The 13,286-nt window shown below is 48.4% G+C and carries 15 protein-coding genes; 1 reads left to right on the forward strand and 14 read right to left on the reverse strand.

What is annotated here, in order from left to right; all coding sequences use genetic code 11:
- Positions 1-46: 46 nt before the first annotated feature.
- From EI981_RS18725 to EI981_RS18745, 5 genes are read right to left on the reverse strand one after another with little or no spacing between them, the layout of a single operon-like run.
- Entirely contained in the window at positions 47-367 is a 321-nt protein-coding gene (locus tag EI981_RS18725) for a cytochrome o ubiquinol oxidase subunit IV (RefSeq protein WP_127004829.1), read from the reverse strand.
- A 10-nt stretch (positions 368-377) separates the two neighbouring features.
- Positions 378-992, reverse strand: coding sequence for a cytochrome o ubiquinol oxidase subunit III (cyoC, locus tag EI981_RS18730; RefSeq protein WP_127000727.1), 615 nt, complete (start codon positions 990-992; stop codon positions 378-380).
- The gene (locus EI981_RS18735; protein WP_127000729.1) at positions 989-2,971 is read right to left on the reverse strand and encodes a cbb3-type cytochrome c oxidase subunit I; all 1,983 of its coding nucleotides are present in this window, start codon (positions 2,969-2,971) and stop codon (positions 989-991) included. Before EI981_RS18735 ends, cyoC begins: the two co-directional genes overlap by 4 nt.
- 60 nt (positions 2,972-3,031) lie before the next feature.
- Complete coding sequence (cyoA, locus tag EI981_RS18740; RefSeq protein ID WP_127000731.1) at positions 3,032-4,081, reverse strand: ubiquinol oxidase subunit II; 1,050 nt, start codon at positions 4,079-4,081, stop codon at positions 3,032-3,034.
- A 5-nt stretch (positions 4,082-4,086) separates the two neighbouring features.
- Positions 4,087-4,788 (reverse strand): bifunctional 4-hydroxy-2-oxoglutarate aldolase/2-dehydro-3-deoxy-phosphogluconate aldolase, encoded by a 702-nt coding sequence (locus tag EI981_RS18745; protein ID WP_127000733.1) that lies wholly within the window; start codon positions 4,786-4,788, stop codon positions 4,087-4,089.
- 649 nt (positions 4,789-5,437) lie between these two features.
- Here EI981_RS18745 and dapA point away from each other — a divergent pair.
- The gene (gene dapA / locus EI981_RS18750; RefSeq protein ID WP_127000735.1) at positions 5,438-6,301 is read left to right on the forward strand and encodes a 4-hydroxy-tetrahydrodipicolinate synthase; all 864 of its coding nucleotides are present in this window, start codon (positions 5,438-5,440) and stop codon (positions 6,299-6,301) included.
- 41 nt (positions 6,302-6,342) lie between these two features.
- On the opposite strand, the gene EI981_RS18755 is transcribed toward dapA, so the two are convergent.
- The 9 genes from EI981_RS18755 to nrdF form a co-directional block, all read right to left on the reverse strand.
- Positions 6,343-6,912: a putative ABC transporter permease gene (locus EI981_RS18755; RefSeq protein WP_127000738.1), complete on the reverse strand. Its 570-nt coding sequence runs from the start codon at positions 6,910-6,912 to the stop codon at positions 6,343-6,345.
- A gap of 68 nt (positions 6,913-6,980) precedes the next feature.
- A complete protein-coding gene (locus EI981_RS30125; RefSeq protein WP_335926200.1) occupies positions 6,981-7,340 on the reverse strand; it encodes a patatin-like phospholipase family protein in 360 nt (119 codons plus the stop codon).
- On the reverse strand, positions 7,330-7,776 hold the full coding sequence (locus EI981_RS30130; protein WP_335926201.1) for a patatin-like phospholipase family protein: 447 nt from the start codon (positions 7,774-7,776) through the stop codon (positions 7,330-7,332). Before EI981_RS30130 ends, EI981_RS30125 begins: the two co-directional genes overlap by 11 nt.
- A gap of 95 nt (positions 7,777-7,871) precedes the next feature.
- Positions 7,872-8,549: an Lrp/AsnC family transcriptional regulator gene (locus tag EI981_RS18765; RefSeq protein ID WP_127000740.1), complete on the reverse strand. Its 678-nt coding sequence runs from the start codon at positions 8,547-8,549 to the stop codon at positions 7,872-7,874.
- 289 nt (positions 8,550-8,838) lie between these two features.
- Positions 8,839-9,762 carry a helix-turn-helix domain-containing protein gene (locus EI981_RS18770; protein WP_127000742.1) on the reverse strand — a complete coding sequence of 308 codons (924 nt, stop codon included), beginning with the start codon at positions 9,760-9,762 and terminating at the stop codon, positions 8,839-8,841.
- A gap of 274 nt (positions 9,763-10,036) precedes the next feature.
- Complete coding sequence (locus tag EI981_RS18775; RefSeq protein ID WP_127000744.1) at positions 10,037-10,573, reverse strand: pyridoxamine 5'-phosphate oxidase family protein; 537 nt, start codon at positions 10,571-10,573, stop codon at positions 10,037-10,039.
- Between the two features lie 173 nt (positions 10,574-10,746).
- Positions 10,747-11,964: a GTP-binding protein gene (locus EI981_RS18780; protein WP_127000746.1), complete on the reverse strand. Its 1,218-nt coding sequence runs from the start codon at positions 11,962-11,964 to the stop codon at positions 10,747-10,749.
- Between the two features lie 20 nt (positions 11,965-11,984).
- Positions 11,985-12,134 carry a 50S ribosomal protein L33 gene (rpmG, locus tag EI981_RS18785; protein ID WP_082672940.1) on the reverse strand — a complete coding sequence of 50 codons (150 nt, stop codon included), beginning with the start codon at positions 12,132-12,134 and terminating at the stop codon, positions 11,985-11,987.
- A gap of 174 nt (positions 12,135-12,308) precedes the next feature.
- Entirely contained in the window at positions 12,309-13,268 is a 960-nt protein-coding gene (gene nrdF / locus EI981_RS18790) for a class 1b ribonucleoside-diphosphate reductase subunit beta (protein WP_127000748.1), read from the reverse strand.
- Positions 13,269-13,286: the final 18 nt, after the last annotated feature.

The raw sequence follows: 13,286 nt of genomic DNA on the forward strand, positions 1-13,286 counted from the left end.
AGCTCTCCATCAGCGGAAAGCATACGAGGGCTTTCTATACCCTATCCTATTGAGCCACCATATTAAACATCATGATCCACATTGACCCGGCTACGATGACAATCAGGATCACCAGGCCAAGAATGAGAGAGATGAGATTGTAGCGCGGCTTCCCTTCCTCACGCAAATGCATAAAGAACAGAAGCTGCACCAGCAGCTGCAGAACACCCGCCACCATTAGGACTACAGCTCTCGTCATTCCTTCCAGCCAGCCACCCAGAACGATCGCAACTGGTATCACGGTCAATACAATGGAGCATATGAACCCGATTGTATAGGAATAGAACGACCCCACATGCGACTCCTGCTCTGTATGAACCGATTCCATATTCGACAACCTAGCTCACCCCCATTAAATAGACGACGGTAAATACGAAAATCCAGATCACATCAAGAAAATGCCAGAAGAGGCTGATCACCTGAACTTTACGTTTTGTGACCGGAGTAATCCCCCGTTTCGTCAGCTGTAGCATTAAGGCTACCATCCATACCAGCCCGATGCTTACATGCAGGCCATGCGTTCCGACCAAGGTGTAGAAAGCGGACAGAAATGCACTGGTCCCCATCGTCGCCCCCCGGTCTACGAGATGGGCAAATTCACTGATCTCCAGACCGATGAAGCAAGCCCCAAGCAAAGCCGTGATGGCCAGCCAGCCGAGCAGAGCCCGCAATTTGCCCTTGTTCATTGCCAGAACCGCCAGTCCGCAAGTATAGCTGCTAGCAAGCAAAATAAACGTACTGGCGATAACCCCGCCTAATTCGAACAGGTCGGCAGGACCGGGACCGCCATTGGTGCTATTCTTTAGTACGATATAGGTGGCAAAAAAAGTGCCGAAGATCATAACATCCGTCATCAGGTAGATCCAGAAGCCGAGCAGGCGCATCTCCTCCATATCCGGATGATGATCATGATGCGCGCGCGCAGACGCTTCTGTTACTTGGCTTGAACTCATAGATTTGCAGCCCCCCTTAGAGACGCTTCCGTGTGTTTGATATCTTCAACCGGAATATAATGGTCCGTGTCATAATTGAAGGAATGGGCCAACATGCATAGAGCTACGCCGGCAAGCCCCGGTATGATCAGCCAGAGCCAGTGGAACACGAAGCCGAATCCGGCCAGAAACCAGCAGCCTGCCATCATGATAGGAATACCGGAGTTGTTAGGCATGTGAATCGGCGACAATTCCGGTGCCACTGCCGTGTATCCTTCCTTCTGCCTGCGCTGCTTCTCCTCCCACCATTCATCCTGATCAGATACCTGCGGTAGCACGGCAAAATTATAATGCGGAGCTGGCGAAGGAATTGACCATTCCAAGGTGCGTCCATCCCACGGATCTCCCGTCGTATCCATGTTGCTGCGGTAGTGTTTGATGCCGTGGACGATTTGCCAGACCTGAAACAGGAAAGCGATACCCATCAGTCCCGCACCGATGCTCGAGACTAGATTGAGTCCCCACCAGCCTTTATCCCAGCTATAGGTGACAAGCCGCCGCGTCATTCCGTCGAGGCCAAGCACATATTGCGGCATGAAGCACAGGTAGAAACCGATATTCCAGAACCAGAACGCCCATTTCCCAATGCGCTCATTCAGCTTGAAGCCGAACAGCTTCGGCCACCAATAGTACAAGCCGGCGAAGTAACCGAAGACGACGCCTCCTATAATAACCTGATGGAAATGCGCGATCAGGAAGTAGCTGTTATGATACTGAAAATCTGCGGGCGCTACTGATAGAAGCACACCGGTCATCCCTCCGATTACGAAGCAGGGAATAAACCCGGTCGTCCACAGCATCGGCGATTCGAAGCTGATTCTGCCGCGGAACATTGTAAATAACCAGTTGAATACTTTGACCCCGGTCGGAATAGCGATCACCATCGTCGACAAAGCGAAGAAGGCATTGACATTCGCCCCCGATCCCATCGTGAAGAAGTGATGCGCCCATACGAGAAAGGACAAGATACTAATAATCATCATCGCGTACACCATCGATTTATAACCGAACAGCTTCTTGCGGGAAAACGTGGAGACTACCTCGGAGAAAATACCGAACGCCGGCAACACGATAATATACACCTCAGGATGTCCCCACATCCAGATCAGGTTGATATACATCATCGGGTTACCACCGCCATCCAGTGTAAAGAAGTGAGCACCGCCGTACCGATCTAGAAAGAGCAACGCCAGCGTCGCCGTCAAAATTGGAAATGAGAATATAATGGCAATGCAGCTTGCCAGCACCGACCAAGAGAACATCGGCATCTTCATTAGCTTCATTCCTGGAGCGCGCAGCTTCAGAATCGTTACAATGAAGTTGATGCCGGTCATCAGGCTGCCAATCCCGGAGATCTGAATACCCCATATATAGAAGTCCTGACCGACACCCGGGTTATACATCAGCTCCGAGTAAGGCGGGTAGGCGAGCCAGCCCGCATCCGGCGAGCCGCCAATGACGAAGCTCAGATTGAACAGCATGGCACCAGCGAAGAACAGCCAGAAGCTGAGCGCGTTCATGAATGGATAGGCGACATCCCTTGCTCCAAGCTGGAGCGGGACCGCTACGTTGAACAAACCGAACATGAACGGCATCGCCATGAACAGAATCATAATGACGCCATGGGTCGTAAATATTTCGTTATAGTGATCCGGCTGTAGAAATTGAAGTTCGGGCATGGCCAGCTGCGTACGCATCAAGAGAGCATCCACCCCGCCGCGAAACATCATCAGGAACGCGGATAAGATGTACATGATGCCCACCTTCTTATGATCAACCGTGGTCAGCCAATTGCGCCAGAGCCACCCCCATTTTTTAAAATAAGTCAATACGAAGACGATGGCCACGAGCGTAATGATAATAGCTGCATCCGCCCCGTATATTAAAGGGTCTCCGGTCACAAAAAAATCGGAGGCCCAGTTTTTGATAGACTCCAGCATAATTGCTAGTCTCCTTTCCTGATTACTATTCGTCCGGCAGCTTTCCGCCTTCGTCCATTTCTAATGAGCGCTGCCCTCATTCATGGACATGCCGCCATGTTCCAGCTGATCTCCGGACATTCGCATATCGCCGTGCTCGGATTGATCCCCGGACTTCAGCATATCCCCATGCCCCGAATCATCACTTGACATAGGCTTATCTCCGTGAGCCTCTGTGCTACCGGACATGGACATGCCGTGATGATGGGATGACGCATATTTAGTTACGGTCATTTCAAATAGACCTTCCGGAAAAGAAGAATAGGTCAGCTTCTCCGATGCCGAGGGCTCTGCCAGTTGCTTGTACCCATCAAGTGTAAGCGTCGGAGAGTCCTTCTTGACATCCTCTACCCAATCCGTAAATTCTTCCGCAGTAACGGCATGCACATCGAAGAACATCTTCGCAAAGTCCGTGCCGGTAAAATTGGCGCCGGAGCCCCAATATTGTCCGGTCTCATCTGCTTGCAAATAGAGCGTCATCGCCATACCGGACATCGCATAGATCTGTCCTCCTAACTGGGGAATCCAGAAGGAATTCATTGGTGAATCCGCTGTAATCTCGAAGCGGACCGGCACCCCTTGCGGAATCTTCAGCTCGTTCACGGAAGCAATGCCCTGCTCTGGATATTGGAACAGCCACTTCCAGTTTAGCGAGGTCACCTGTACGGTTAGCGGCTTAACGTCCGCTTTCGATTCTAGCGGCTTAGATGGTTCCAGGGCATAAGTGGCCCGGGCGGTTACAATGGCCAGCGTCAGGATGATGATAATCGGAATGCCCCACCAGATCATCTCCAGCTTGGTGCTGTGAGCCCAATCTGGTGTATATGCCGCCTTACGGTCAGCCTTATCCCGATAACGCCAAATAATGACCGCTGAAAGAATAAGCACAGGTACGATGACGATAGCGCATAATACAGTCGATAGAAACATCAGATCACGCTGCTGTGCGGCAATTGGCCCCTTGGGGTCCAGTACGGCAATGCTGGAGCATCCGCTAAGGGCTGGCAGCAGAAGCACCAACACGGCCAAGAAAGCAAGACACCGCAGCGATTTAATCACTTTCTCCTTCATTAGCCTCAACTCCCCGAGCCCTGCGGATCTTCCATGACCATGCTGCTAGAGAGCAGGACGCCTGTCGACTGGGCCTGGAATTCGGCAACGATATCCACGAACTCACGGGCCAGCTTTTGGATCTCATTAAATCGTTCCGCTTCTATCCACTGCCGCTTGACGAGATTGCCGCCAATCCCTACTCCAATAGCACCAGCGTCCAGAATATCTCGCAAGTTGTTCAAGCCGACACTTCCAGAGGCGATCATCGGAATATGGTCGAGCGGTGCGCGAATTTCCTTCAAGTAAGCGGCTCCGCCTAGCGAACCCGTCGGGAACACCTTTACTGCCTTGGCGCCGACTTTGACAGCTCTGACGATCTCCGTAGGTGTCATTACCCCGGGAAAGACATCGATTTCATGTCGTAATCCGTAGGAGATAACCTCCTCGTCCAAATTCGGCGATACGATAAATTGCGCCCCTGCGTCAATCGACTTTGCAGCCATGTCGGCATCAAGCACCGTACCGATACCGATCAACAGTTGCCCCTCATACCTCTGTCTTAAGCGCTCGACTAACTCATAGACTCCCTCGGTATTCGTTGTCACCTCCAGGAAGCGAATTCCTCCCTGTACCAGCGCTTCGACAGTCCGATCCACCGTATCCGGCCGCAAGCCACGGATCATGGCCATAATCTTCTCCCTGTTCAGAACTTCCAAGATAGACATTGATGAATTTCCTCCTTCACCTCAATTCGATCTATCCGACTATAACGGTTCTACCTGAATCCGTAACCATCCATTTGACGTTTTTCAGTACCAGCCGATTTCCCGGACAGAGCCTCCGCGTGAATCGGTTTGCTAAAATCACCGGACAAATGGATGGTTACATTTGCCGAGCATCGCTATATATTCATAGATGTTGAACTAATGATAATGAGGACGAGAGCAACCGGGTGAGTGTCCTTCCCAGCGCTGCTTGCGATGGACATGGCCGGATGATGATTGAGCCGATCGCTGCCCGTTGGGGATATCAGCAAGTTTAGGCGCTGGAATCCTTAAGCCAGCGTGATCGCATTTATCAAGCGGTCAAAAATGACCGTTAGAGCAAGAAAAAAGCAACTTTGCTCTTCTAACGGACACCTTTGACCATTAGAAGCAAAAAATGCGGTTTTCCGCGATATTCCCCCTCGTAATGGACATTATTGTCCGTTACAAGGGCAGCGTACCAAAGGATCAACGCTAACGGTCAACAATGTCTGAGTAATCAGGTCTAAACATGGTTATGTCTACATTTTTGAGGTATTAGTTCAATATCTATCGATACCCGGAAAAATCGGGAGCGAAGACACAGGAATTGAGATAGGAGTTGAGTGTATTGCTTACAGAACAAAGCCTGCGTGGCGTATTCGTTCCGGTTGTGACACCGTTTGATCGGAGAGGGAAATTGGATGTGGGGTCTTATATTGATCTGGTTCAGCGCTTGGTCGGTCAAGGGATTAACGGACTCGTCGTCGGCGGAACAACAGGAGAATCACCGACAATTCATGCCAAAGAATTGGAGACGCTAATTGTAACGGCACGCAAGGAGATCGGCTCTCTGCCGCTGATTGTGGGAACAGGCTCCAACAGTACTGCCGCTACCGTAGACAGAACCGCCTGGGCTAAATCGCTTGGAGCCGATGCGGCGCTGGTCGTCACCCCTTATTACAACAAGCCTTCACAACGCGGCATTATTGAACATTTCCAGCAAATCTCTACCGCCGGATTGCCGGTTATCGTCTATGACATACCCCACCGGACCGGAGTCTCGCTTGATATCAAGACGGTTACTGCGATTATGAAGATGAAGCATGTGATCGGATTGAAGGAGAGTACAGGTAATATAACCCGTTATTTTCAGCTGGCTAGATCGATAGCCAAGCCTGTGCTATGCGGAGAAGACGAGCTGTTCTTTGCCTCGCTCTGTTGTGGAGGTAAAGGGGGAATTCTGGCCAGTGCCAATCTGGATACCAACCAATTCGTACAAGTCTATCAATCCTACCAAGCCGGAAAAATTGAGGAGTCTGGGCAAGTCTTCGATCAATTGCTCCCGCTCATCCAGTTCCTGTTCTCGGAGCCGAATCCAGCCCCGTTGAAATGGCTGCTAGCTGAACGCGGACATATCCGCTCCGACCGTCTACGTCTCCCGTTGACGAATATTAGCAGTGAAGGCGAGAAAATAGGAGCCGAGCTGCGCTAAGAGGACTCTCTCCTCATAACGCCTCCCGACTCCTTTATTAACTAGCGTAGTTTAAGTCTATGTAGACTGGATGAATGCTTGCGCTGCCATTCCCTGCTGACTGAGACGCCTGTATCTATAGCAAAATACAACAGGATGATCCATGCTGCCGCGATATCGAACCAGCTCGGCAAAGGGGTGAGCAGCAGTAGGATGGCTGGATGGATCAACTCTGCCAGCACCAAAGCCAAGGCTCCCCAGAGCAGGGAGTATTCTACACAGACGTAACCACCGATATTCATTTTTCGGCCCTGGTAATCCCACCATTTTCGATGAAAAACTCTGTCCAGTATCCAACCCGTAGCATATTCCAGCCATGTGACCAACAGAGCGGACACCAAGACGATAACCAGGCCGTGTACCAAAGGATCGTCCAACCTTGCCCCTGCTTGCGCAGTAACTGCGATGATCAATAGCGCTGCAAAGCCATAAATGGGGCAAAAGGGCCCACACAAAAAGCCCCTATTAACAAAACGCCGCTCTCGGATGCTAGCATAGGATGTCTCCAGAAGCCAGCCGGCGAAGGCGTAAATCGCAAACAGTACCATTCTTTGTGCTAATGCGCTGCTCATGAATTTCACTCCTTGATCGATATGAAATACAAAAAACACAAAAGACCAAAAAACGCTGTGCCAGGATCCTAAACCACCCTTGACTGCTCAGGATCAATACGCTGCCGGAGTTCCTCCAGACATCGCTCTGCAGCCTCCTCCCCCGCCTTGATGCATTCTGCCGCTTTGGTAAAATCAAACGACGCGTAATAGCCTACCTCTGGACGAATTACATAGTCGGCCCTTTTAAGACTGACATGCCTTCGCCCCGCAGCCATCAAACCGTAAGAACGATATACTACCTCGATCATATTGCGCGGCGGTTTCTTCTCATGCTCCCTGGCGACATCCACGGCAATAATATAACATTCTCCCTCTTCGTCCAGTGCTTCCTCTACGGGTAGATTGTTAAGGACACCGCCATCAACCAGCATCCTGTCACCTTCCACGCGGAGCAAACACCCCCGGAAATGCGGTGGTCGCCCTTAGGGCGGTTCCCAAATCCCCATGATCCAGAACCACCTGCTGTCCGCACATGAGATCAACCGCGATCGCTTTGAATTCAATGGGGAGCTGCTCGATGAACACCCCTTGCTTGTTATGTTGTTGCAGTAATTCATTAATCACCTGATGAACTGCATTACCCGCCAGCAGGCCGCGATGACGAATTCCCATATCAAGCAGACGATACTTCGGAGTGTTCAGAATCTTCTCCTCAATCGCCTCGGCAGGCACCCCAGCTGCATACAAGCCGCCGATAGCCCCGCCCATGCTTGTACCTGCAATACGATCGATCTCGATCCCGTTCCTTTCGAATACTTTTAGCACACCGATATGTGCCAGACCCCGCACGGCTCCTCCACCTAATACCAACCCGGTTTTCATGATAATCACACTCCACTTTCCGATCCTTTACTCATATAAAATAACCCCTCATTAAATACACAAAAGACCAAAAAACTATCCAAAAGCTAAAGCCTTTAAGCTAAAGCTTCATGCAACAAATCGGACAGCATCCGCTGTTCGTTGTTGGACAGTCTGTTCAAAGTATCAAGGAACTTGGAGACAAGCTCCGTCAGTTCATTTCCCATTTCTTCGTTAATCGTCTGAATAATCGTTCCCAGGACGGTGCCGACAAACAGTAGAATTCCGCTCTCGCTATGAAGTCTCTTGCTGACCAGCATAGTGACCAGATGCTCTGTCTTGGTACCGAGCTTCTTGATATAAACCAATAATAGACCAAGGATGTAACCGCAGAACTCTAGATTAGACGCTTTGGATGAGATTTCGTTCATGACTTTACGGATAACCTCATTCACATTGCTGTCCTTGACACTGCCTAGCAGCTTCCTGATATGCGCAGTCGTATGCTCCCAATTGGACGAATCGTAGTTATCCTCCCGGCTCTGCTTAAATAGATCGGTAGCCTGCTCGGTAGGGGAGAATACAACCTGCGACCTCCCGGTTTCCTTGGAGTTAACCTCATAGCTGCGGCTTACGAACCCCTGCTTCTCCATTTCCCTCATCATATCATAAGCGGTCCATTTGCTTACGTCCAAGGAAGTCGCTAGTGTCTCATAATGAATTGGTAGTCTTGTGCGTTGATATAATTCAACCAATTTATCTAGAAATTGCAGTCGGCGTTTAGTAAGCTGCATGAAGTTCACCTCTTTATGGTCTTCGTAATCCATGTTGTTCTTGGGTCTTTTGTGTATATCGTAGCATGACAAAAATTGATCGTCAACACCTTTAGGATCATCTGTAAATCATCGTAAAATATGGTTCAAAAGAATTCGGAGAGAGCCTAGTTCAGGCTTTGAAATAGTGGTTGACAGGTAACTGTCTAAAACACCAGATGGAACGATCCCTAACGAAACTGGGTATCGCTATTTAAGGGAATTAGGAGTATAGAGCCTGTATTCCCCCAAATAAAGATATAGAGTTTCGTTAGAGCTGATTATATTTTCTGCACGGCATATGCCAATCCAGAATTACTCGCTCTGCACCGCTCTCCATAGCGTCGCAGAATCTACTAACCGTGTAAAATTCCAGCCAGTAGAAAGAGTCATAATCAAGTGTATAGCCATTTTTTTGCACCATGTCGGAAATAAGGATATATGCATTGCTAATAATCTCGTCCAGGCTTGTGGCACTAATCTGTGCCTTTGCAATCATTCCGCTCTTTATCGTTCTGCCTGTCATGCCATCAGGTACCGGAGTGCCAGGTTTGAAATACTTGCCAACAATGTAAGTATCGCCAAGACCGCTCTCATTTGCAAAATCAGTCATGTAACCGACACCAATACAGTCTTCCATTCCTATCTGATTTTCTTCAAGCTCGGCCAGCTTTTTATCAAATCCCTGCTCCCAAAAAACCTGCCATAATTCATGGGTTGTAACCCCATAGTCATTATTGCTTATACCAATAAGGAGCATATCATCCGTATTCACATATTCCAGCTTTTCGAGATTGGCCATAATTCTCCTGCCTTTCAAAACATAATAGGTGTCTGTATTAATAAAAGAAAGCGGGTGGAATGCATTTTCTTCATATAGATCTCTTGAGATCGTTGCTGGTGAAACAGAAAACAACTCCTTAAATGCTCTTGAGAAGGATGAATTGCTCTCATAACCACATTCAAGCGCCACTTCGGTTACACTTTTACTCTCTGAGAGAAGCATTTCTGCAGAGCGGGTGAGCTTTCTCTTTCGTACATACCCTGTCAGACTAATATTGCAGAGATATGTAAAAATACGCTGATAGAGTCCCAATGGAATCCCTGTTAATTGGGCAATTTTCTCATAATCCACATTCATGATGTCAGCTTCGAGTGAATCTATAACCTGTTGTGTCTTATCTATGACTTCCATTCTAATCCCTCCTTTCGAAATGTATTTTACAGGACATCACGCAAAATTACTTTGCATTTTCTGTACAACTATTGCACAGTCGCTCGCTGTTCCAACATATCATGAAGTCTCGTTCGCAAGAGCAACTATTGTCATGATTGTATATCAATTAGTGGACTTCTATAATATCCCGAAGGAATATCCCGTCTCGGTAAGCTAACGAAAATGATAGTTATAAATAAATGCTACCGCATCAGTAACGGCAGCATTTATTTTTTAATCGATGATTAGTACCTTACACGTTTTTTCCCGGTATGAACATTTTATCAGTTTCAATCGGATTTTCTTTAGCCGTGATATGATACGGATCTATTCGATACACCTGAACCGGACCACCAAATACGGCAGATCGGTATCTGTCCACGTGCTGCTGGGGTAACGGCCGATTATAGTACCCAGGCACATACTTATTAATCATTTCTTGCAGCATATGTGTAGCTTCATCAAGATCAACGACAGGTTCTGCCTTGCCAAAGATTATAACACTCATATACGCTGTATCGGTCTTGGCTGGCACCGGATCAGTGATGGTCCCGTACTCTTCACAAACTGTAAAACAGACCTCTGGATTAGCATCCATTACCTGATTCCTTCTTCCCCCTGTCGCTCCATGGAAGTAAAGCTTCTCATTTGTCCAAACAAAATTAAGCGGAACAACATAAGGCAGATGACCATCGACCATCCCAAGATGTCCAAGTCTTGATTGCTGTAGAAACTTCTCAATCTTGTTCTTGTCCAGTACTTCCCTTGTCTTGTAACGCACTCCATCCATACGATCACTCCTATAATCTTGAATTATTATTGGATAAGTTTATCAACTATTGGAATGAATAGAAATATCCATAACTAACGATTTAGAGCAATCCAAATTCAAACTTACAGAATAAATAAAGCTCCTGAACCTCCTAGCAAGGGAAATTCAAGAGCTTATATATTCAATTTTTACTAATTATGAAATTCCTCCACCGCCCAAGGAAGCGGGTTATTGAATCGACTCCAGTCTTGCTTCATTTCATCGTCACTCAGCAAGCAGCGGGCCAGTCTCTTTTGGATGTCCTCCCGATCCATGTCGATGCCGATGAAGACGAGCTCGGTCATTCGATCACCCCAGTTATCATCCCAGCGCTCCCGAGCCTCAGGCTCGCTCTCCAAAACTTCACGCTGCTGGTCTACCGGCATTGAAGCCAGCCAGTACCCTGCGGGACCGAACTGGATAGAAGTTCCGGCTTGACTTAGGGATGCTGCATAATCACCTTGCGCTGCGATCCATACCAGCCCTTTCGCCCGCACGACCTCCTCTGGCCAATTGCTGAAGAAATAACTGAGACGCTGCGGATGAAATGGGATCCTGCTACGGTACACAAATGATCCAATTCCATATTCCTCAGTCTCTGGAGTATGCTCCTTCTTGGTAAGCTCAGCGATCCAGCCCGAGGACATGCTCGTCTTTTCAAAATCAAACAAGCCGGTGTTTAAAATTTCCTTGGGGTCGACAATTCCATTCACGGTACGAATGATTTTGGCCGACGGCTGAAGCTTTCGTAACACCGCCTCCAGCTTAACCAGCTCTTCCTCTTCAACCAGATCGCATTTGTTCAGCAGCAGAACATCACAGGTCTCGATCTGGTCGATGAGAAGATCAACGATATCTCTATAGTCAGCCTCCGTTGCTCCCTGATCCCGATCAAGCAGACTCTCTCCCGAGGCAAAATCATGCCAGAAGCGGTTCGCATCCACGACAGTAACCATCGTATCCAAGCGGGACAGAGAGGTTAAATCGATATCCAGATCCGGGTTGGCATAAGTAAAGGTCTGTGCAACCGGGACAGGTTCACTGATTCCGGACGATTCGATCAGAATGTAATCGAAGCGCCCTTCAGCGGCCAGCTTCTGCACTTCGCGCAGCAGATCGTCGCGTAGTGTGCAGCAAATGCAGCCGTTGGACATCTCTACAAGCTTCTCCTCCGTTCTTGATAATGCGTTACCCGACTTCACCAGATTGGCATCAACGTTGACTTCACTCATGTCATTCACAATAACTGCAACCTTTAATCCGTCCTTATTGTGCAGGACATGATTCAGCAGTGTTGTTTTCCCTGCTCCCAAATAACCGCTTAGAACCGTTACCGGGATCTTCTTCCTTGTTCCTTGTTCAGTAAGCATACATAACCTCCTATAGTAGATTAACGAGTCTCTCTATGCAGCGTATATTTTCTCAGCCGCGGACAGTATTTGCGCAGTTCCATACGCTCAGGATGCGTCTTCTTATTTTTGGTAGTTGTATAGTTGCGATCGCCTGTCTCAGTACATGCCAAAGTTATAACAACTCTCATCTCAAGTATCTCTCATTAATCGTAATGTTTACGATTAAGTATTTTACAGGCTCTTACAGTCCTTGTCAATCCGCCTGTTTTTTTCGCTGGAATAAAAACAAAACAGGGCGCCCCTCACCTTAACAAGTGAGAAGCGCCCTGTTCCTATATAGAATTCATTTCAAGCGAATAAACTTAGAAATTAAAATCTTCGTCCGTGAGCGGCTCAACGTTCAACGCACGTACGTAGCCGTTACCTTTTTTGGAGAAAAAGTCATGCTGCTTCGTATCCGTACGGATACCATTGAGTACGATCGGATTGATCTCCTCGTCCTCGAACGGCGGCTCCAGACCCAGATTCATAAACGCCTTGTTGGCATTGTAGCGCAAGAACGTCTTAACCTCATCCACTAAGCCGATCTTCGTATATATCAGCTCTGTATACTGCTCTTCATTAGCATGCAGATCTCTCAGCAGGCCCTGCAGTGTATCAGATACATCCTTCTGTTCTTCTTCATCGAGCCTCGCAAAAACTTCCTGCGCCAGTACGCCGACATAGACGCCATGAATGCTTTCATCGCGCAAAATCAAGTCGATAATCTCTCCGCTGCAGGTCATCTTGCCTTGACCCGCCAGATAGAGAGGATAGAAAAATCCGCTATAGAACAAGTAGCTCTCAAGTAGAACGGATGACGCCATGGCCAAGTACAGCTCACGCGGAGAATTGATGCTCGTGTAGTATTCGCGAATGGTCGCCGCCTTCGTCTGCAGCATCGGGTTCTGCTCTACCCAACGGAAAATTTCATCGATCTCTTCATTAGAAGCCAGCGTAGTGAAAATGCTGCTGTAGGACTTGGCGTGAATCTGCTCCATCATCCCCATAAAGCCAAGCACCGCTTTGCGCTGCAGCCCCTCTACATGCTCCATAATCTGCGGCATGCCGACGCCGCCCTGTACTGTATCGAGCAGTGTCAGCCCGCCAAGCACCTTCATATAGGCATCTTTCTCATCTTCATTCAACGTCATCCACGACATTTTGTCATCGGACAACGGGATTTCATCATCGGTCCAGAATTGCATAATATTCTGATTCCAGAACATCATCGTAAAATCATCATCCGGACGGTTCCAGTTCACTGCTTGTAATGCGCACATCGCTGTTTCTCATCCTTT

This window comes from Paenibacillus lutimineralis, from assembly GCF_003991425.1.
In the GTDB taxonomy this organism is placed as follows: domain Bacteria; phylum Bacillota; class Bacilli; order Paenibacillales; family Paenibacillaceae; genus Fontibacillus; species Fontibacillus lutimineralis.

Bases quoted from the DNA above. Each gene is read 5' to 3' on its own strand.
- EI981_RS18725 (WP_127004829.1), bottom strand. From the start codon at position 367: ATGGAATCGGTTCATACAGAGCAGGAGTCGCATGTGGGGTCGTTCTAT.
- cyoC (WP_127000727.1), bottom strand. From the start codon at position 992: ATGAGTTCAAGCCAAGTAACAGAAGCGTCTGCGCGCGCGCATCATGAT.
- EI981_RS18735 (WP_127000729.1), bottom strand. From the start codon at position 2,971: ATGCTGGAGTCTATCAAAAACTGGGCCTCCGATTTTTTTGTGACCGGA.
- cyoA (WP_127000731.1), bottom strand. From the start codon at position 4,081: ATGAAGGAGAAAGTGATTAAATCGCTGCGGTGTCTTGCTTTCTTGGCC.
- EI981_RS18745 (WP_127000733.1), bottom strand. From the start codon at position 4,788: ATGTCTATCTTGGAAGTTCTGAACAGGGAGAAGATTATGGCCATGATC.
- EI981_RS18755 (WP_127000738.1), bottom strand. From the start codon at position 6,912: ATGAGCAGCGCATTAGCACAAAGAATGGTACTGTTTGCGATTTACGCC.
- EI981_RS30130 (WP_335926201.1), bottom strand. From the start codon at position 7,776: ATGAAAACCGGGTTGGTATTAGGTGGAGGAGCCGTGCGGGGTCTGGCA.
- EI981_RS18765 (WP_127000740.1), bottom strand. From the start codon at position 8,549: ATGCAGCTTACTAAACGCCGACTGCAATTTCTAGATAAATTGGTTGAA.
- EI981_RS18770 (WP_127000742.1), bottom strand. From the start codon at position 9,762: ATGGAAGTCATAGATAAGACACAACAGGTTATAGATTCACTCGAAGCT.
- EI981_RS18775 (WP_127000744.1), bottom strand. From the start codon at position 10,573: ATGGATGGAGTGCGTTACAAGACAAGGGAAGTACTGGACAAGAACAAG.
- EI981_RS18780 (WP_127000746.1), bottom strand. From the start codon at position 11,964: ATGCTTACTGAACAAGGAACAAGGAAGAAGATCCCGGTAACGGTTCTA.
- rpmG (WP_082672940.1), bottom strand. From the start codon at position 12,134: ATGAGAGTTGTTATAACTTTGGCATGTACTGAGACAGGCGATCGCAAC.
- nrdF (WP_127000748.1), bottom strand. From the start codon at position 13,268: ATGTGCGCATTACAAGCAGTGAACTGGAACCGTCCGGATGATGATTTT.